This window comes from Arthrobacter sp. 210 2, assembly GCF_059093025.1.
In genome coordinates this window covers 114,413-131,053 of the sequence record NZ_JBNHIE010000004.1, presented here as the reverse complement: position 1 = coordinate 131,053, position 16,641 = coordinate 114,413, and the positions used below count along the sequence as shown (strand labels likewise).

Annotated in this window: 19 protein-coding genes and 1 riboswitch; of the genes, 9 read left to right on the top strand and 10 right to left on the bottom strand. The window is 69.1% G+C overall.

Annotated elements, in window-relative coordinates:
* Window positions 1-42 precede the first annotated feature (42 nt).
* A complete protein-coding gene (locus AC5RWA_RS10155) occupies window positions 43-1,368 on the top strand; it encodes an MFS transporter (protein ID WP_494057511.1) in 1,326 nt (441 codons plus the stop codon).
* 7 nt (window positions 1,369-1,375) lie between these two features.
* Window positions 1,376-2,761 carry an MFS transporter gene (locus AC5RWA_RS10150; protein ID WP_494057510.1) on the top strand — a complete coding sequence of 462 codons (1,386 nt, stop codon included), beginning with the start codon at window positions 1,376-1,378 and terminating at the stop codon, window positions 2,759-2,761.
* 6 nt (window positions 2,762-2,767) lie between these two features.
* On the opposite strand, the gene AC5RWA_RS10145 is transcribed toward AC5RWA_RS10150, so the two are convergent.
* Window positions 2,768-3,514: a class I SAM-dependent methyltransferase gene (locus AC5RWA_RS10145; RefSeq protein WP_494057509.1), complete on the bottom strand. Its 747-nt coding sequence runs from the start codon at window positions 3,512-3,514 to the stop codon at window positions 2,768-2,770.
* Window positions 3,515-3,901: 387 nt separating this feature from the next.
* Here AC5RWA_RS10145 and AC5RWA_RS10140 point away from each other — a divergent pair, with 387 nt between their 5' ends.
* Complete coding sequence (locus tag AC5RWA_RS10140) at window positions 3,902-5,791, top strand: DEAD/DEAH box helicase (protein WP_494057508.1); 1,890 nt, start codon at window positions 3,902-3,904, stop codon at window positions 5,789-5,791.
* Between the two features lie 58 nt (window positions 5,792-5,849).
* On the opposite strand, the gene AC5RWA_RS10135 is transcribed toward AC5RWA_RS10140, so the two are convergent.
* The 7 genes from AC5RWA_RS10135 to AC5RWA_RS10105 all read right to left on the bottom strand — a co-directional run bounded on the left by AC5RWA_RS10135 (window position 5,850) and on the right by AC5RWA_RS10105 (window position 10,401).
* Window positions 5,850-6,500 (bottom strand): MBL fold metallo-hydrolase, encoded by a 651-nt coding sequence (locus tag AC5RWA_RS10135; RefSeq protein WP_494057507.1) that lies wholly within the window; start codon window positions 6,498-6,500, stop codon window positions 5,850-5,852.
* Between the two features lie 9 nt (window positions 6,501-6,509).
* Window positions 6,510-7,493 (bottom strand): aldo/keto reductase, encoded by a 984-nt coding sequence (locus tag AC5RWA_RS10130; RefSeq protein WP_494057506.1) that lies wholly within the window; start codon window positions 7,491-7,493, stop codon window positions 6,510-6,512.
* 19 nt (window positions 7,494-7,512) lie between these two features.
* Window positions 7,513-8,139 (bottom strand): nucleoside/nucleotide kinase family protein, encoded by a 627-nt coding sequence (locus AC5RWA_RS10125; protein ID WP_494057505.1) that lies wholly within the window; start codon window positions 8,137-8,139, stop codon window positions 7,513-7,515.
* A gap of 125 nt (window positions 8,140-8,264) precedes the next feature.
* Entirely contained in the window at window positions 8,265-8,648 is a 384-nt protein-coding gene (locus tag AC5RWA_RS10120; protein ID WP_494057504.1) for a DMT family transporter, read from the bottom strand.
* A complete protein-coding gene (locus AC5RWA_RS10115) occupies window positions 8,648-8,971 on the bottom strand; it encodes a DMT family transporter (protein WP_079595262.1) in 324 nt (107 codons plus the stop codon). The genes AC5RWA_RS10120 and AC5RWA_RS10115 overlap by 1 nt, the downstream gene beginning before the upstream one ends.
* A 9-nt stretch (window positions 8,972-8,980) precedes the next feature.
* Window positions 8,981-9,046, bottom strand: a riboswitch (guanidine-III (ykkC-III) riboswitch).
* A 146-nt stretch (window positions 9,047-9,192) separates the two neighbouring features.
* Window positions 9,193-9,723 carry a ferritin gene (locus AC5RWA_RS10110; protein ID WP_115523647.1) on the bottom strand — a complete coding sequence of 177 codons (531 nt, stop codon included), beginning with the start codon at window positions 9,721-9,723 and terminating at the stop codon, window positions 9,193-9,195.
* A gap of 87 nt (window positions 9,724-9,810) precedes the next feature.
* Window positions 9,811-10,401 (bottom strand): HutD/Ves family protein, encoded by a 591-nt coding sequence (locus tag AC5RWA_RS10105; protein ID WP_494057503.1) that lies wholly within the window; start codon window positions 10,399-10,401, stop codon window positions 9,811-9,813.
* A 102-nt stretch (window positions 10,402-10,503) separates the two neighbouring features.
* Here AC5RWA_RS10105 and AC5RWA_RS10100 point away from each other — a divergent pair, with 102 nt between their 5' ends.
* Both AC5RWA_RS10100 and AC5RWA_RS10095 read left to right on the top strand, forming a co-directional pair.
* Entirely contained in the window at window positions 10,504-11,115 is a 612-nt protein-coding gene (locus AC5RWA_RS10100; RefSeq protein ID WP_494057502.1) for a phosphoribosylanthranilate isomerase, read from the top strand.
* A 98-nt stretch (window positions 11,116-11,213) separates the two neighbouring features.
* On the top strand, window positions 11,214-11,615 hold the full coding sequence (locus AC5RWA_RS10095; RefSeq protein ID WP_476245826.1) for a YccF domain-containing protein: 402 nt from the start codon (window positions 11,214-11,216) through the stop codon (window positions 11,613-11,615).
* A gap of 55 nt (window positions 11,616-11,670) precedes the next feature.
* On the opposite strand, the gene AC5RWA_RS10090 is transcribed toward AC5RWA_RS10095, so the two are convergent.
* Window positions 11,671-12,501, bottom strand: coding sequence for a 2-phosphosulfolactate phosphatase (locus tag AC5RWA_RS10090; RefSeq protein ID WP_494057501.1), 831 nt, complete (start codon window positions 12,499-12,501; stop codon window positions 11,671-11,673).
* A complete protein-coding gene (locus AC5RWA_RS10085; protein ID WP_494057500.1) occupies window positions 12,498-13,367 on the bottom strand; it encodes a DUF4031 domain-containing protein in 870 nt (289 codons plus the stop codon). The genes AC5RWA_RS10090 and AC5RWA_RS10085 overlap by 4 nt, the downstream gene beginning before the upstream one ends.
* Before the next feature lie 107 nt (window positions 13,368-13,474).
* On the opposite strand from AC5RWA_RS10085, the gene AC5RWA_RS10080 reads away from it, so the two are divergent.
* The 4 genes from AC5RWA_RS10080 to AC5RWA_RS10065 are packed head-to-tail and all read left to right on the top strand — an operon-like array spanning window position 13,475 to window position 16,617.
* Window positions 13,475-13,885 (top strand): TOBE domain-containing protein, encoded by a 411-nt coding sequence (locus AC5RWA_RS10080; RefSeq protein ID WP_079595255.1) that lies wholly within the window; start codon window positions 13,475-13,477, stop codon window positions 13,883-13,885.
* A complete protein-coding gene (modA, locus tag AC5RWA_RS10075; RefSeq protein ID WP_494057499.1) occupies window positions 13,882-14,658 on the top strand; it encodes a molybdate ABC transporter substrate-binding protein in 777 nt (258 codons plus the stop codon). The genes AC5RWA_RS10080 and modA overlap by 4 nt, the downstream gene beginning before the upstream one ends.
* Before the next feature lie 37 nt (window positions 14,659-14,695).
* On the top strand, window positions 14,696-15,562 hold the full coding sequence (locus tag AC5RWA_RS10070; protein WP_494057498.1) for an ABC transporter permease: 867 nt from the start codon (window positions 14,696-14,698) through the stop codon (window positions 15,560-15,562).
* A complete protein-coding gene (locus AC5RWA_RS10065; protein WP_494057497.1) occupies window positions 15,559-16,617 on the top strand; it encodes a sulfate/molybdate ABC transporter ATP-binding protein in 1,059 nt (352 codons plus the stop codon). Before AC5RWA_RS10070 ends, AC5RWA_RS10065 begins: the two co-directional genes overlap by 4 nt.
* Window positions 16,618-16,641 lie beyond the last annotated feature (24 nt).

The window sequence follows — 16,641 nt, the reverse complement described above, 5'->3', positions numbered from 1 at the left end:
TGGACAACTCCTGTGGCAGTCGGCTCCTGCAACAATGGGCGGGTGACGGAAGCGACGAACGCCGAGGCAAGGAAGCAACGGCCGGGAAGCCCTGCCGGGGAGGCAGCACCGCAGGCCGGGGTTGATCCCGGCGCCCTGGTTGACGCGGAGATTGATGAAACGCCCGCACCCGGGCCAACCCGGGTGGGAAGCCGGCGGCAGCTCGCCTACCTCGGCCTGTGCCTGGTCCTGGTCGGGCTCAACCTGCGGACCGTGTTCTCCAGCTTCTCCGCCGTGCTGCCGGAGGCCAGCTCGCAGGCGGCGTTGCCCGGATGGGCGGTGGTGGTCCTGACAACTGTTCCCGTCACGCTGCTGGGCGTGTTCGCGCCGCTCGCCCCGGTCCTGGCGCGCCGGTTCGGTGCCGAGCGTGTCCTGCTCGGTGCCATGGCGGTCCTGACGGCGGGGCTGCTGCTGCGCCCGGTGGACACGGGGCTGCCCGCCGCCGGCCACCTGCCCGCGCTCCTTGCCGGGACGGCGGCGTGCGGAGCTGCGATCGCCCTGTGCAATGTCCTGTTGCCGGGGTTGGTGAAGCGGGACTTCCCGCACCGGCTGGGGCTGATGGGCGGGCTGTACACGACGGCGATCTGCGCGTCCGCCGCGCTTGGTGCCGGCTTCACGTACCCGATCTACGTGGCGACGGGGGAGTGGACGCTGGCGCTGTGGTTCTGGGCGGTGCCGGCCGCCGTCGTCCTTCTGCTGTTCCTGCCGGTGGCCGTCCGCCAGCCCCGGATCAGGCACCAGGCTGCCAGGGACGGGGTGAACGTGTGGCGCTCCGCGGTGGCCTGGCAGGTGACCCTCTTTATGGTGCTGCAGGCGATGATGTCCTTCAGTGTTTTCGCGTGGCTGGCGCCGATCCTGCGCGAGCGGGGCGTGGACGGGGCGACGGCGGGCCTGATCGTCTCCGTCAGCATCGTGCTGCAGATGCTCGGTTCACTGTTCGCCCCGGCGCTTGCAGCCAGGCTCCGCGACCAGCGGGCCATCAACACCGTGGTTGCCCTGATGACAGGTGCCGGCTTCGCGCTGAGCATCTTCGGGCCCCTGGAGCTGGTGTGGGTGTGGGCCGGGCTGCTGGGCCTGGGGCAGGGAAGCCTCACGGCCGTTGCCCTGACCATGATCATGCTCCGCACCCGCGACGGCCACACCGCCGCGCACCTGTCCGGGATGATGCAGGGCGTCGGGTACGGGCTCGGTTCAACCGGAACCCTGCTGGTGGGCCAGCTGCACCAGGCCACCGGTTCCTTCACCGCCGCCGGATTCCTGTTCCTGGTGGTCGGCCTGCTCGCGGCCGTCTTCGGCTACCGCGCCGGCCGCGACCGGTACATCGGCTAAGGCCCAAATGCCCGACTCCACGGTTCCAACCACCCATCCCGCCCCGCGCATCCTGCAGCGGCCGTACCTGTGGGTGACCATCGGCACGTGCGCCCTGGTGTTCCTCGCCGCGTTCGAGTCCCTCGCGGTGACCACCATCATGCCCCTCGTCAGCAGGGAGCTGAACGGCGCCGGCCTCTACGCCCTGGCCTTCGCCGGTCCGCTGGCCACCGGCGTGATCGGCATGGTGGCGGCCGGCAACTGGTCCGACCGCCGCGGGCCAACGGCACCCCTGTACGCCTCCGTGGGGCTGTTCGTGGTGGGGCTGCTGATCGCCGGAACCTCCGCGTCCATGCCGATGCTCGTCGCCGGCCGGCTGGTCCAGGGGCTGGGCGGCGGAGCCCTCACCGTGGCGCTGTACGTCCTGGTGGCCCGCATCTACCCCGGCGTGCTGCACCCCAAAATCTTTGCGGCGTTCTCCGCGGCGTGGGTGATCCCGTCGCTGGTGGGTCCCTTCGCGGCCGGGATCGTGGCACAGGTGTTCAGCTGGCACTGGGTGTTCCTGGGCGTGGTGGGGCTGGTCATTCCGGCGCTGCTGATGATCGCGCCGGTGCTGCGCGGGATGGACCAGCGGCCCATGGACGCCGCAGCCGTACCGTGGGCAACCGGCCGGCTCGCGTGGGCCGCCCTCGCCGCAATAGCGGTGCTGGCGCTGAACCTGTCTGCCGGCGTCCGCGTCCCCGGGGTTCCCGCGGCCACCGCTCTCCTGGCCATCGCCGCCGTCGTCCTGGCGCTGCTGGCCGTCCGGCCCCTGGTGCCACGCGGCACCCTGATCGCCCGGCGCGGCCTTCCCAGCGTGATCCTGGCACGCGGACTCGCCTCCGCCGGGTTCTTCGGTGCCGAGGTCTACCTTCCCTACCTGCTGATCGAGCAATACGCCTTTTCCCCCACCTTCGCCGGCCTCACCCTCACGGGCGGAGCGCTGGCGTGGGCGGGCGCGTCGGCAGTCCAGGGCCGCCTCGGGACCCGGCTGTCCCATCGCCGCGCGGTCCTGACCGGGGCGCTGATGGTCCTGGGCGCGGTACTGCTGGCCCTGGCCACCACGTCTCTCCACTGGCCGGCCGCCGTCGCGATTGCCGGCTGGATCTTCGCCGGCGGGGGCATGGGCCTGCTGTATCCGCGGCTCAGCGTGATGACCCTTGCGCTGTCCACCAAGGACAACGAAGGCTTCAACAGCTCCGCGATGTCCATCTCGGACTCGCTGGGCGGTGCGCTGGCGCTCGCCACCACGGGCATCGTGTTCGCGGCATTTACGACGTCGACGGGATCCTTCGCGGGCGTCTTCGCCCTTGCCGCCGTGCTCGCCACAGCCGCGGCCTTCGTGGCGCCGCGCGTCACCGCCAAGGCCTCCTGAAAGGCGTCAGCCCAACCGGGTGGCCCGCAGGACGACGTCGGCGATGGTGGCGTGCTCGCCGTCCGGACCCGTCACCGGGCGCTCGCGGCTGGTGAGGACCTCAACCTGCCATCCGGGGCCGTCCAGCCCCAGTTCCTGGACAACCTCGTCACCGGTATAGAACATGTCCCGGTGGGTGTGCCCGGCTCCGCCTCCCCACGGCGGCAGCCGGTCCGGGTGATGCCCCACCACCAGCAGGGTGCCGCCGGGTTTGACCGCCGCCGCGGCCGTCCTGAGCGGACCCTGCCAGGCGAGCTCCTGGGAGTGCAGGAACTGCGAGGTCACCAGGTCAAAGGGACCCCCTGGCTCCCACTGCTCCAGGTCCGCCTGCTGCCACGTGATGCGGCTGGCAATCGCGCCCTCGCCTGCGTGCACGCTCTCCCTGGCCAGGGCGGCTTTCTCGTGCGACTGGGCCCGCTCCAGCGCCACAGCGGAAACGTCGACGGCGGTCACGGTCCAGCCCTGCTGTGCCAACCATATGGCGTCGGCGCCTTCGCCGCAGCCAAGGTCCAGGGCCTTCCCCGGCCGGAGGCCACCTGCCTCGCGGACCAGCTGCGGGTTGGGCTTTCCGCTCCAGATCTGCGGTTTTGCGCGGTACCGCTCGTTCCAGACGGAGGCGGCGTCATTGCCGCGGATGCCGGTGCCGATGCCGTTATCCGCTGTGGAGGTTCCGTCGTCGTGCATGTCCTGGTGGTGCGCCACGTGTTCGTTCATGCCTCAACACTGCCCTGCACCGACTGCTAAGGCAACGCCCCCAACCAAGTAGCAGCAACTGTCGTTCCGGGGCCTCAATACGACACTTGGTGCTACTCAGTTGGGCAGCGGAAGTGACGCGACAACGGGTCTGCTCCGCCGGGATGCTAGACTGGTGGAACTTGATGTGCAGTGATGCCCATGTACCTCTTCATTTAGGGGACAGGGCTTTTTTCATGTGAGAGGCACATCCTGCGTCGATGAACGCGTTCCATTTGGTCCCGGCCGCCGCTTTGCATAAGCGGCAGCAGGCTGGTTGATCACCTGAATTTTCTTCGGCGAACCCCTGGGCCAACCGGCATCGGGGGCCGATATCCGCACGGATACCGCCTGAAAGACCTTTGACTTTTGACTACTTTCGCTGCCCTTGGCACACCCAAAGCCCTCGCCGACACCCTCGCCGCGCAGGGAATCGAAACCCCGTTCCCCATCCAGGTGAAGACCCTGCCTGACACGCTGTCCGGACGCGACGTCCTGGGCCGCGGCCGCACGGGTTCCGGCAAGACTATCGCCTTCGCCATCCCGCTGGTGGCCCGCCTGGCCGAGCGCGAGGCTCCGTACTTCCGCAAGCCCGGCCGCCCCATGGGCCTGGTGCTGGCACCCACCCGTGAACTGGCCACGCAGATCAACGCCACCATCGAGCCGCTGGCCAAGGCTGCCGGCCTGAATACCACCGTGATCTATGGCGGCATCTCGCAGGCACGCCAGGAAAAGGCACTTCGCGCCGGGGTCGACATTGTCATTGCCTGCCCGGGCCGCCTGGAGGACCTGATCCGCCAGCGCATCCTCACCCTCGAGGCCGTGGAGATCACCGTCCTGGACGAGGCCGACCACATGGCGGACCTCGGCTTCCTGCCCGTGGTGAAGAAGCTTATGGACATGACCCCCAGCCAGGGCCAGCGCCTGCTCTTCTCCGCCACCCTGGACAATGGCGTGGACAAGATCGTCCAGCGCTACCTGTCCAACCCGCTGACCCACTCCGTGGACGATCCGCAGGCCGCGGTGACCACCATGGAGCACCACGTGCTGGTGGTCAACGACCAGACCGTCAAGAAGCAGCTGATTGTTGAGCTCGCTTCAGGAGCCGGCCGCCGCGTCCTCTTCATGCGGACCAAGCACCACGCCCGCAAGCTGGCCAAGACCCTGACCGACGCCGGGATCCCCGCCGTGGACCTGCACGGCAACCTGTCGCAGAACGCCCGTGACCGCAACCTCGCCGAGTTCTCCAACGGCGATGTGCGCGTCCTGGTGGCCACCGACGTTGCAGCCCGCGGCGTCCACGTGGACGACGTCGAACTGGTGATCCACGTGGATCCGCCCACCGAGCACAAGGCATACCTGCACCGCTCCGGCCGTACCGCGCGTGCCGGTTCCGACGGCACCGTGGTCACGCTGACCCTCCCGGAGCAGCAGACCGACGTCAAGAAGCTGATGAAGGCTGCCGGCGTGGAGGTCACCTTCGAACGCGTCACCGCCAACTCGCCCATCGTGGCTGACCTGGTGGGCGAAATGGCGGACAAGGTTGATCCCCGCACCCGCGCCGCACTGCTGGCCGCCAAGGCCCAGAAGCAGGGCGGCGGAACCTCAACGGGCGCCAACGCAGAGCGCAAGCGCGCCCGCCGCCAGGCTGCGCCCACAACCGGTGGACGCGGCGGACGCGGCGGCCGGGGCAAGGTTTCGGCCGAGCCGGTCCGCACCGATGTTCCCCGCGCCGAGCGCCGGGCTGCAGCCTTCGAGGGCCGCACCGAAGCCCGGGCAGCGTTCGACCGCAACGCCGAGCAGAACGAGGACCGCGCGATTGCCGCTGCGGCAGCCCGCCGCAACGCCCGTGGCCGCGGCACCGCTTCCACGCACCGCAACGATGTTCCCGCAGCAGGTGGCCGTGCATCGGCCGGCCGCGGTTCAGACGGCCGTGCGGAATCCCGCGTCACCCGCAGCGACGCCCCCCGCGGCGGAACCGGGCGGCCGGCTTCCACCGGCGGCCAGCGCAGCGGACGTCCGGCCACCGGCCAGCGTGCAGCAGCTGCAGGCACAGGTGCACGCACCGGCGGCCGCTCCGCCGGCGCAGGTGCTGCTGCGGCCAGCGGCGGCAACAAGGCTGTCTGGTCCTCCAACACCGGCGGCACCTCCGGCGGATCCTACGCTGCCGGCAACGGCGGTGGCCGCTCCGGTGGAGGCCGCTCCGGCGGTCCGCGCCGTGCATCGGCTCCGGCGTCCAACGAGCGCCGCGGCCGCTAGAGGTCCGTTTTCGGTGGTTGAGACTGTCGGGTTTCGATAGTCTCAGCCACCGCGTTCCTCACCAGCCCCGGGCGCGCCACTCCTCAAGGTGTGGCCGCTCGGCACCGAGGGTGGTGGGCTTGCCGTGGCCGGGATGCACGACGGCGGTATCAGGATAGGTGCCGAACAGCCGCTCCGTGACGTCGCTGAGCAGCTGGTTGAACCGCTCCGGGTCCTTCTGCGTATTGCCCACGCCGCCCGGGAACAGCGAATCACCGGAGAAGATGTGCGCCGGGCCCTCCGGGTCCTGGTACACATACGCGATCGAGCCCGGCGTGTGCCCCCTCAGGTGGACAGCCGCGAGCTCAAAGCCGTCCACGGCCACCCCGTCCCCGTGCCCAAGCCGCCGATCCACCGGAACAGGCAGCGCGTCGGCGTCGTCCGTCCCTGCGGCGGTGGGCGCACCCGTCGCCGCAGCCAGCTCCTTCAGCGCCCGGACATGGTCCCAGTGCTGGTGGGTGGTGGCGATCAGCGCGAGCCGGGGCGTAGCCGCCGTGTCCGCGGAGGCGTCCGCCAGCAGTTGCTGGATGGCGGAAAGGTCGTCCGCTGCGTCGATGAGCACCTGTTCCCCGCTGGCCTTCGCCGTCAGCAGGTACACGTTGTTGTCCATCTCGCTGACGGAGATCCGGCGGATGGTCAGGGCCGGCAGGTCGTACTGAAGTGAGTCCATGGGACGAGTCTATTCACGGCCCTCCGACACCCACTGCGGATCCGCGGAACGGGAGCCGACGACGGCGTCCGAGGCCGCGTCCAGGGCGTCCAGTTGCGCAGGGGTGAGGTCCAGGGTCAGCGCGCCCAGGTTCTCGTCGATCCGGTGCCGTTTACGCGTCCCGGGGATGGGAACGACCGGCAAACCCAGCCGCTTGCCCTGAGCCAACAGCCAGGCCAGGGCCGTCTGGGCGGGCGTCGCACCAAGGTCGCCGGCCACTGACCGGACGGCCGACACCACTGCCTGGTTGGCGCTGGCGGCGTCCGGGGAAAACCTCGGAATCCGGCGCCGGAAGTCATTGTCTCCAAGGCTGGCGGCGTCAACGGTGCCGGTGAGGAATCCCCGGCCCAGCGGCGAATACGGCACAAACCCCACCCCCAGGGCGGCTGCGGCAGGAACAACGTTGCGTTCCACGTCGCGGCTCCAGATGGACCATTCACTCTGGACCGCTGCAATGGGGTGGACAGCGAAGGCATCCTCCAGCTCCCGGGCGGTTACTTCGGACAGGCCCAGGTGCCGGACCTTGCCCTGCTGCACAAGCTCCGCCATGGCCTCCACGGTTTCCACAATCGGAACGCGGAGGTCACGGCGGTGCATGTAGTAGAGGTCAATGACGTCGGTGCCGAGCCGCTGCAGGCTCCGGTCCACCGCCTGCCGGATATACGCGGCGTCGTTCCGGATGTCGGTGTAGCCGCCGGCCGGGTTCCCGACGAGCGCAAACTTCGTGGCCAGCTGCACCTCGTCCCGGCGCTCCCTGAGCAGCCGGCCGATCAGTTCCTCATTGCTGCCTCCGCCATAGACGTCCGCGGTGTCGATAAAGCTGACACCGGAGTCCACGGCGTGGTGCAGTGTTTTGAGTGCGTCGGCCGGGTCCACCTCGCCGTACACGGGAGTGAGGGCCATGCCGCCGAACCCGAGCGGGCTGACTTCGAGGCCGTTGCCGAGTGCCACCATGAGTTCTCCTCTTCGCTTGTCAGTACCAGGGAATGATGCGGTCCGCGCCGGGCTTCGTGGCCTGGATCAGCCGGGCGTTCGCCTCGTCCGGGCCGTTTGCCCAGGCTTCGGCAGCCGCCCGGTCCATCCCGAACGACACATGCCTGGCGACCAGCCGTTCCAGCCGCAGCTCCCGCGGAGTGTCCACAAACCAGACCTCGTCCAGCTGGGCCCGGACCTCTTTCCAGGGCTCCTGCTCCGCGAGCAGGTAGTTTCCCTCGGTGATGACCAGCGGCACTTCGGCCGGGACGGCGATGGAAGCGGCCACGGGTTCGTCAAGGGTGCGCCGGAATTCCGGGGCGTAGACCACTGCCTCGTCCCGGCGGACGAGGCGGCGAAGCAGCGAAAGGTACCCGCCGGCGTCGAACGTGTCGATGGCGCCCTTGCGCCGGCGAAGGGGCGTGCCCTCGATGATGGCGTTTCCAAGGTGGAAGCCGTCCATCGGAACCACTATGGCCGTGGCGGGGGCGAATTGCTGCTGGATCCACGCCGCGAAGGTGGACTTTCCGGAGCCGGGCGCCCCCGTGATGCCCAGGATGGTCCGCGTACCGGGAACCAGCCGGCGCCGCAGGGCGTCCATGGCCTGGGAGATCTCGGGGGAGTCCATGGCAAAAGCCTAAACGGTGCGCCGAATCTCCCCACCTTTAAATCCGGGAGCGCCAAGGACGACGGCGATTCACCGGGACACGCCGTCGGTGCGCCTCAAAGGTGGGGAGAGTCAGCCCGGGAGGCTCAGCGGTGGGAGGCTGCAGGGGCAGGCTGTTCGGGAGCCGGGTGCCCCTTCTCCCCGGGAAGTGCCTTCAACCCGGCCGCGCAGCCCACGATCCCGGCGATGAACAGCACCTTCAGCACGCTGAACGGCTCCACGCCGGTGGCCATCGCCCAGCCCACCGTCAAGGCAGCACCGACGCCCACCCAAATGGCGTAGGCAGTGCCCAGCGGGATGCGGCGGATGGCCATGCCCAGGCCCAGCATGCTCAGCGCGGCGGTGACGATGAATACCAGGGTGGGCACTGGTTTGCTGAAGCCGTCGGAGAGGCCCAGGGCCGTGGCCCACACCGCTTCGAGGACGGCGGAGGCCAGGAGGACCAGCCAGGGGAAGGAGCGCCGCAACATTACGCCACCACCTTCAGGCCCACCACGCACGCGGCGATGCCGGAGAGCAGGAGCAGGCGCGCCGCCGTCGGACGTTCCACCTTGGTGATGATCGCGTAGGCGGAGGTCAGGACCACGCCGACGCCTACCCAGACGGCGTAGGCGGTGCCGGTGGGAATGGACTGCATGGCGATGGCCAGGCCGGCGGTGCTTGCGGTCACGGACACCAGGAACAGGGCGGCTGCGGCGACGCGGCGGCGGCCGGTGGTTTCGAATGCGCGGTGCAGGGCTGCGGCCCAGACGGCTTCAAGGGCGCCGGAGGCCAGAAGGATTAACCAGGACATTACAGATCCTTTGGCCAGTCTTGTCGCGTTCCGGGTACTGGACCGTCGTCCGGAGGCTCCGGATGGGAGCCTTGGTTTCTAGCGTAGCAACGCCCGACGGCGGGTGGCCACGTTGGTGGCCAACTTCACCGCCGGGGGTGAACCCAAGTAAGTAGCGCTAACTGTCGCTTTGGGCCGTCAAAACGACAGTTAGCGCTACTCAGTTGGGGGAGGGGCTGCGGTTAGAGTGTGCCGCCGGCCGCTACCGGGGCGGCACTGTCGCGGCCGCCGTCGCCAACGGTTTCACGGGCGATGAAGTTTTCGATGTCGAACAGGTTGTCCGCGCGTTCGGCGATGTTCAGCAGCGTGGTCATGGACGCCACCTCCTCCACCTGCTCCTTGAGGAACCAGAGCATGAACTGCTCGCCGAGGGCGTCGTTCTCGCCGCGGGCCGCCCGGAACAGGTCCTCGATGTTCCGGGTGACTTCCTTCTCCTGTTGCAGGGCGAGAGCCAGCGGCTCAGTGACGGAGGCGAAGTCGTTGCGGACGGCCGGGACGCCGGGAATGGTGAAGGGGATGTCCCGGTCCAGCATGTACTGCACCATCATCATCGCGTGGTTCCGTTCCTCCACGGACTGGCGGTAGAAGTAGCGGGCCAGCTGCGGAAGGTCCTGGTTGGCGAACCAGGTGGCTACGGCAATGTACTGCTGCGAGGCCGTGAATTCGTTGCCGATCTGGGTGGACAGGAGCGCGTTGAATGTTGAAGTGGTCATAGCCTGAGTCTAGGGACGGCGGCTACCGGTAACCAGTGTGGAAAGGCTCTGCTTCCGAAGGCGAGGCTGGCCTATCCGGGGTACGGGCTAGTCCTCAACGGGGTCGATGGAGACGACGGCCAGGAAGCCGCGGCCAAGGATGTTTGGAGTGTCGGCATCAGAACCGACGACGGCGTCGTACCGGCCCAGGTCCGTTGGGTCACCGTCGCCGGCGCCCACCGTGGCCTGCCCCTGCAGCAGGACCCCCAGCTGCCCTTCGAACACGGGGTGGGCGCGCTTTTTGGACAACTCGATGATCGACGTGAAGCCCTTGAAGGCCCCCGTCCGCGTGATGACGTTGAGGTTCCGGACATCGCCCATGGGCAGTTTGCTGACGGTGGCTGCTCCACCGGCGAACCGGAACGGGCGGTACTTCTCCATGAGGTGTTCGGCCCCGTCCACGGAAAGCAGCAGGAGTTCGCCCTCGACCACCGTGAGGACGCGCTCCATGCCGGGAAACGGCGAAAAGTCGCCGGCCTTGGTCACATCCGCGATGCTGACCCGCCAGTCCCAGCCACCGTCACCGGCCCCGTCCTGGACGGGGGATGCAGGGGCGGGCCGGCTCGCGATCTGCCGTGTCACCCCGCCGCCGTTGTGCCAGGGTTCGGCCTTGAGGTCAGCGAAGCGGATGATTTCCATCAGCCCAGCCTAGTTCGTCTGCCAAGGAGCATCGCGGGGTGGGGCGTTGCCTGCTACTCTCCTCCGGGGGGTCAACACGAAAACAGCCTGAAGGAGCCGGGAATGTTCGTCAAAGTGTGTGGTCTCAGTACACCCGAATCCATCCGTGAGGCGGTGGACGCCGGCGCTGATGCTGTGGGTTTTGTCCTCACCGCCAGCCCCCGGGTTGTCTCGCCGGGCCAGGTGACCTCGCTGCTGGCGGAGGTCCCCGCAGGGGTGTCCCCGATCGCCGTGTTCCGCCACGAGCCGGTTGCCGACGCCGTCGCCATTGCCCGGGCCGCCGGGCTCGAGTGGATCCAGCTGCATGGCTCCCGTTCCCGCCAGGACGTGGAAACAGTGCACGACGCCGGCATGAAGCTGATCAGGGCCGTCACGATGGGTGCCGCCCGGTCAGAGATTGAAGACTGGGGCGAGGACCTGCTGCTGATCGACTCCGCGGTTCCCGGTTCGGGTGAAGCGTGGGATTACGCCGCCATGGCCGAGGTGCCCGAACTCCAGGGGCGCAGGTGGCTGCTCGCCGGCGGCCTGGACCCGGCCAACGTGGCGCAGGCGTCCGTGGCAGCCAACGCGTGGGGCGTGGACGTGTCCTCCGGCGTGGAGGCATCCCGCGGGGTCAAGGACCTGGCTAAGATCCGCGCCTTCGTGCAGGCCGCGAAGTCGGACGCCAACGTCTGACGGCCCGCGGGGATGCCCTCGCCAGGACTTCCGTTTTCAGGGTCCGGTCAGGGGATCCCCCTACGTCCGGGTGGGACCTGCCGGGGCACAATGGATGGATGAAGACACTGCTCAACATCATCTGGCTGGTTTTCGGCGGGTTCTGGCTGGCGCTCGGCTATTTCGCGGCCGGGGTGATCTGCTGCCTGCTGATCATCACCATCCCGTGGGGCATCGCGTCATTCCGGATCGCCGCCTACACGCTCTGGCCGTTCGGCCGGACCGTGGTGGACAAGCCGGGTGGCTCGGGTGTCTTTTCGCTGCTGGGCAACGTGATCTGGCTGCTGGTGGCGGGCATCTGGATCGCCATCGGGCACGTGGTGACGGCTTTTGCCATGGCCATCACCATCATCGGCATCCCGCTGGCCATCGCCAACCTGAAACTGATTCCGGTGTCATTGATGCCGCTGGGCAAGCAGATCGTGCCCACCAACGCGCCGTTCGTGGCCGCATACCGGTAAACAGCTGCGCGTCAGCCGGCCTGTACGTCCGGAGGGCGTAAAGAGGAACCGCAGGTCAACGGCCTGGCAGGGTGCCGGGGATAGTGCTGAAGGCGCCGTTGACCAGGACAGCCACGGAGTCGCTGTCGTCCAGTTCGGCGGCAATGTCCACGTCGTCCCCGTAGCCCGCGCCCAGCAGCTCCCGCCCGCTGGCGCACCCGTGCAGCATCTCGCGGAGCCGCGGCTCCGCGGCCTCGAACACGGCAGCCGCCGCAACCGCCTCCGGTGAATAGCCGTGCCTGCCGTCCTCGGCCTCGTAACCGCCCTTGCCGGCGGCCACCAGCCCGGCGATGAAAGCGCCCGCCCCGATCTGGTCCTCCACGGCGGGACGGAGGGTGCCGTCCGGCCAGCGTTCACCCGCGGCCACCACGGCGATCACCGCATCCTCCGGAAGGTTGGCCGCCACCCAGTCCGCGGTGGCTGCGGCGTTGCGCAGGCACACTGCCGCTACCAGCGGGACCTCGGCGGCCAGCATGTGGCACAGGGAGGAGCCGTTGGGGGAGGGCAGGACCACCCGCTCCAGCGAACCAGCCGCGCGGAGGCTCGCCGGGGACAGGCTCAGCCCGCCGCCGTCGCGGGGACCTGCCAGCTGGGCGTGATGGTGGGCTGCGAAGTCCTCCGCGGTGGTGTCCTTCCAGGGATAGGGAAACACCGTGGCGCCGCGGTCCAGGGCAACGCTGACGCACGTGCCGAAGGACAGGACGTCCACCACCACCGCAAGGTCCACGCCGGACGTTACGGTCCTGGCGCCGTCGAGCCCCCACTCCAGCCGCACCGTATAGGGGAGCTGCCGGTGTGCCGCACTTGCGGAATATACGTGCAGCGCGTTTGAATGCGGCGCGTTCATGTCAGTTCACCCTTCAGGTTCCGGTGCGCGGCAGCCAGCCACAGTTCCTGCGCCCGCTCGGTGTGGAAGAGCGGGTCGAGTTCCAGCAGATGGCGTACGACGGCGGCGCGTCCCGCCGCGAAGTCGGCGTCGCCGATGTGCGCAAAATCCTTCCGGACGGCCGCGACGTAGCGGGCATAGTCGTCCGGTTCCCCGCCGAGGACAGACAGATCGGCGTCGCACAGGAGGGCGCCGTCGCCGTCCCCTGACCCGGGGCGGTGGTCGCTGGTCAGCCGGACCAGCCTGGCCACCTCAGCCACCTCGGCGTCCGGCAGGCCTGCGGCGCGGAGCCGGTCCTCGGCCAACCGGGCGGACTCCTCCTCATCCTCGCCTGCAATGCCGCGGTAAACGGCGTCGTGGAACCAGGCGGCCAGGAGCACGGTGCGCGGCGGGTCGGCAGGATCGGTCAGCAGGTCCAGGGACTCCAGCACCGAGAGCAGGTGCGTGCAGCCGTGATACCGGCGGTGTGGTTCGCTCCAGCGGTCCAGCAGGTCAAGGAACAGGGCGTCATGCCCGGGCATGATGGCGTCCCAGCGGAGCTGCAGCGGCACCTTGAGTGACTTGTTCCGCTGCCTGGCGGGAATGCGCAGGCCGCTGGCGATCAGCTTGCGGACCAGGATCCGGGCTTCCACCGGAACCGCTCCGGCCGCCACGAGGTCCTCGAAGCGGCGCTCCGGGACGTCGTAGTGGTCTCCATCGAAGGCCCGCTCCGGGATGCCCGCCTCCGCGGCGAAGGCATGGAGCTCCGCCAGCGATGTGTCCGAAACCAGGTGGGAGAAATGCGTTCCGTGCGCAGGCCACAGTGGCGGGTCGATGAAGATGGACATGGAGGAAGTCTAGTGTGCTGCCCCGACGGCGGACCGGGGGCCGGTCATAATCGAAAAAGCGGATCAAAGCAGGAGAAACGTCCGCATCTGCGGCCTATAGTGGGGAAATGACCATCATCCGCGTCGCAGAAGCGGCCCGCCTGCTCGGCGTCAGTGACGATACGGTGCGCCGCTGGACGGACAACGGCTCCCTGGCTCCGCTTCGGGACGATTCCGGCCGGCTCGCCGTCGACGGCCTCGAACTCGCCCGGCATGCTCAAAAGCTGGCGCAGCTCCCGGACGATCCGCACCGGACGGGCAGTTCTGCCCGCAACAGGTTTACCGGGCTGGTCACCGGCATCACTGCGGACACGGTGATGGCGCAGGTGGAGCTGCAGTGCGGACCGTTCCGGGTGGTGTCCCTGATGAGCAGCGAGGCTGTCCGGGACATGGGGCTGGAGCTCGGGTCGGTGGCCACTGCGGTGGTCAAAGCCACCACCGTCATCATCGAAACCCCGCAGGGAAAGGGTGCCCCGTGAGAGGGAGAATTCCCGCAGTGCTGGCAGTGGCGGCCCTCACGCTGGGCCTCGCCGGTTGCGCAGGCAGCGCTTCCCCCGGGGATGACACAGGGGAAGGGACGCTCACGGTCTTCGCGGCGGCCTCCCTCACATCCAGCTTCAGTGAGCTGGCCGAAATGTTCGAGGCGCAGCATCCGGGAACGGACGTCACTGTCAGTTTCGCGGGATCGTCGGACCTGGCAACGCAGATCAGCCAGGGCGCTCCGGCGGATGTCTTCGCCTCGGCCGACACCCGGAACATGGAAAAGCTTGGTGATGCCGGACTGCTGCAGGGGGAACCCCGGACCTTCGCCACCAACACCCTGGCCATCGCAGTCCCGCCGGGCAACCCTGCAGCCATTAACTCCTTTGCCGACCTCGCAAGGGCAGGAACACGGCTGGTGACCTGTGCCCGGCAGGTGCCGTGCGGTGCGGCCGCCGCCGCACTCTCGGAACAGCACGGAACCAGGCTCAGTCCGGTCAGCGAGGAGAACTCGGTCACCGACGTCCTGGGCAAAGTCATCTCCGGAGAAGCCGACGCCGGGCTGGTCTACGTCACGGATGTGCGGTCCGCCGGGGACAGCGTGGAAAGCGTGCCGTTCCCGGAAGCGGCCGGGGCAGTCAACACCTATCCCATCGCAGTGCTGGCCGGGAGCAGGAACACCACCGCCGCCGGCGCGTTCCTGGACCTGGTGGCCGGCCCTGAAGGCCGGCAGGTGCTGGCACAGGCCGGCTTCGGGCCGGCCACGCAATGACAGGCGCAGTAGTGCTCCGCCAGCGACCCCGCAAGCCATGAGGGGGACAAAGGTGCGCGCGGCCTACACCGGGGTCCCGGGCTGGCTCTACGCCCTGGCGGTGGTGGCCGCCCTGGTGGTTGTCCTCCCGCTGCTGGCCATCGTGGCAAGAGTCAACTGGGCCAATTTCCTTCCCCTGGTCACCTCCGAACCCGCGCTCTCCGCCCTCGGCCTGAGCCTGCGCACCTCGGCTGCCAGTACTGCGCTGTGCATCGTGCTGGGTGTGCCGCTGGCCCTGGTCCTGGCGCGGGGAAGGTTCCCGCTGCAGGGGCTGCTGCGCTCGCTGGTGCTGCTTCCGCTGGTGCTGCCGCCCGTGGTGGGCGGCATCGCACTGCTCTACACGTTCGGGCGGCAGGGACTCCTGGGCGGGGCCCTGGAGGTGCTGGGGCTGCAGATCGCCTTCTCCACCACTGCCGTGGTCCTGGCCCAGACTTTCGTGGCGCTGCCGTTCCTCGTCGTCAGCCTGGAAGGCGCGCTGCGGACCGGCGGTTCGCGGTATGAGGCGGTGGCGGCAACCCTTGGTGCGCCGCCGAGGGTCGTTTTCCGGCGCGTGACCCTGCCGCTGATACTGCCCGGCCTGGCATCCGGCGCCGTGCTGGCCTTTGCCCGCAGCCTGGGCGAGTTCGGCGCCACGCTCACCTTCGCCGGCAGCCTGCAGGGGGTGACCCGGACCCTGCCGCTGGAAATCTACCTGCAGCGGGAAACGGACCCGGACGCCGCCGTCGCGCTCTCCCTGGTCCTGGTGGCCGTCGCCGTAGCCGTGGTGGCACTTGCCTACGGGCGCCCTGCCGGCGGCCGCACAGCCGGCCAGGTCTCCGGAAAGCGGACGACGGCGCCTGCTCCGGCGGGAGGGAACGTTCCGTGACGTTCTCCTTCCAGGCAGCCGTGGCAGGGCGCGGCTTCGACGTGGCCCTGACGGTGGGGCGGGAGGAAACCCTCGCCGTGATGGGACCCAACGGGGCGGGCAAATCTACGCTGCTGGCCAGCATCGCCGGGCTGCTGAAACCGGACAGCGGCCGCGCCGAACTCGACGGCCGCACGCTGTTCCACCTGGATCCCGGACACCATGCCTGGGTGCCTCCGCACCACCGGGGCACCGTCCTGCTCGCGCAGGAACCCCTGCTGTTTCCGCACCTCACTGCCTTGGAGAATGTGGCCTTTGGGCCGCGAAGTGCCGGCACCTCCAAGCACCTGGCCAACAGCCGGGCGATGCATTGGCTTGCAGAGGTAGAGGCCGCTGACCTGTCGGACCGTCGTCCTGCGGAGCTTTCCGGCGGGCAGGCGCAGCGGGTTGCGGTGGCCCGCGCGCTCGCCGCCGATCCTGCACTGCTCCTGCTGGATGAGCCCCTGGCCGCGCTGGACATCCACTCGGCGCCGCTGCTGCGCCGCCTGCTCAAGCGCGTCCTCGCCGGGCGGCAGGCCATCATCGTCACCCACGATGTCCTGGATGCCCTGATGCTTGCGGACAGGGTGGCTGTCCTGGAGGGCGGACGGATTGTGGAGGCGGGCCCCACCCGGTCCGTGCTGGAACGGCCCAGGAGTTCCTTTGCTGCCGGACTGGCCGGGCTGAACTTTGTCCCCGGAACCATGACGGGCACCGGGATCCGGGCGGGCGGGGGCCGGGAGATTTCCGGCCACCTCGAGGAACCCGCCGATGCCGGCGGGAACGACCGGCCGGGCGTGGCGGTCTTCCCGCCGTCGGCCGTGTCCGTGTTCCTCACCGACGCACACGGCAGCCCCCGCAACTCCTTCCCGGTGTCCATCACGGATCTCGAGCCCCATGGCGACCTGATCCGGGTGCGCGCGGACGGCCTCGCCGCAGACATCACGCCCGCGGCGTCGGCGGACCTGGGCCTGGTTCCCGGCATGACGGTGCACTTTGTGGTGAAGGCCGCCGCCGTGTCGGTCTACGGGACCTAGCTGTACACCTGGCCCTGGGACCCC

What these genes read in the sequence shown, in the direction of transcription:
- AC5RWA_RS10150 (WP_494057510.1), top strand. Translation starts at nt 1,376, where the DNA reads ATGCCCGACTCCACGGTTCCAACCACCCATCCCGCCCCGCGCATCCTG.
- AC5RWA_RS10145 (WP_494057509.1), bottom strand. Translation starts at nt 3,514, where the DNA reads ATGAACGAACACGTGGCGCACCACCAGGACATGCACGACGACGGAACC.
- AC5RWA_RS10135 (WP_494057507.1), bottom strand. Translation starts at nt 6,500, where the DNA reads ATGGACTCACTTCAGTACGACCTGCCGGCCCTGACCATCCGCCGGATC.
- AC5RWA_RS10130 (WP_494057506.1), bottom strand. Translation starts at nt 7,493, where the DNA reads ATGGTGGCACTCGGCAACGGCCTCGAAGTCAGCCCGCTCGGGTTCGGC.
- AC5RWA_RS10125 (WP_494057505.1), bottom strand. Translation starts at nt 8,139, where the DNA reads ATGGACTCCCCCGAGATCTCCCAGGCCATGGACGCCCTGCGGCGCCGG.
- AC5RWA_RS10120 (WP_494057504.1), bottom strand. Translation starts at nt 8,648, where the DNA reads ATGTTGCGGCGCTCCTTCCCCTGGCTGGTCCTCCTGGCCTCCGCCGTC.
- AC5RWA_RS10115 (WP_079595262.1), bottom strand. Translation starts at nt 8,971, where the DNA reads ATGTCCTGGTTAATCCTTCTGGCCTCCGGCGCCCTTGAAGCCGTCTGG.
- AC5RWA_RS10110 (WP_115523647.1), bottom strand. Translation starts at nt 9,723, where the DNA reads ATGACCACTTCAACATTCAACGCGCTCCTGTCCACCCAGATCGGCAAC.
- AC5RWA_RS10105 (WP_494057503.1), bottom strand. Translation starts at nt 10,401, where the DNA reads ATGGAAATCATCCGCTTCGCTGACCTCAAGGCCGAACCCTGGCACAAC.
- AC5RWA_RS10100 (WP_494057502.1), top strand. Translation starts at nt 10,504, where the DNA reads ATGTTCGTCAAAGTGTGTGGTCTCAGTACACCCGAATCCATCCGTGAG.
- AC5RWA_RS10095 (WP_476245826.1), top strand. Translation starts at nt 11,214, where the DNA reads ATGAAGACACTGCTCAACATCATCTGGCTGGTTTTCGGCGGGTTCTGG.
- AC5RWA_RS10090 (WP_494057501.1), bottom strand. Translation starts at nt 12,501, where the DNA reads ATGAACGCGCCGCATTCAAACGCGCTGCACGTATATTCCGCAAGTGCG.
- AC5RWA_RS10085 (WP_494057500.1), bottom strand. Translation starts at nt 13,367, where the DNA reads ATGTCCATCTTCATCGACCCGCCACTGTGGCCTGCGCACGGAACGCAT.
- AC5RWA_RS10080 (WP_079595255.1), top strand. Translation starts at nt 13,475, where the DNA reads ATGACCATCATCCGCGTCGCAGAAGCGGCCCGCCTGCTCGGCGTCAGT.
- AC5RWA_RS10070 (WP_494057498.1), top strand. Translation starts at nt 14,696, where the DNA reads ATGAGGGGGACAAAGGTGCGCGCGGCCTACACCGGGGTCCCGGGCTGG.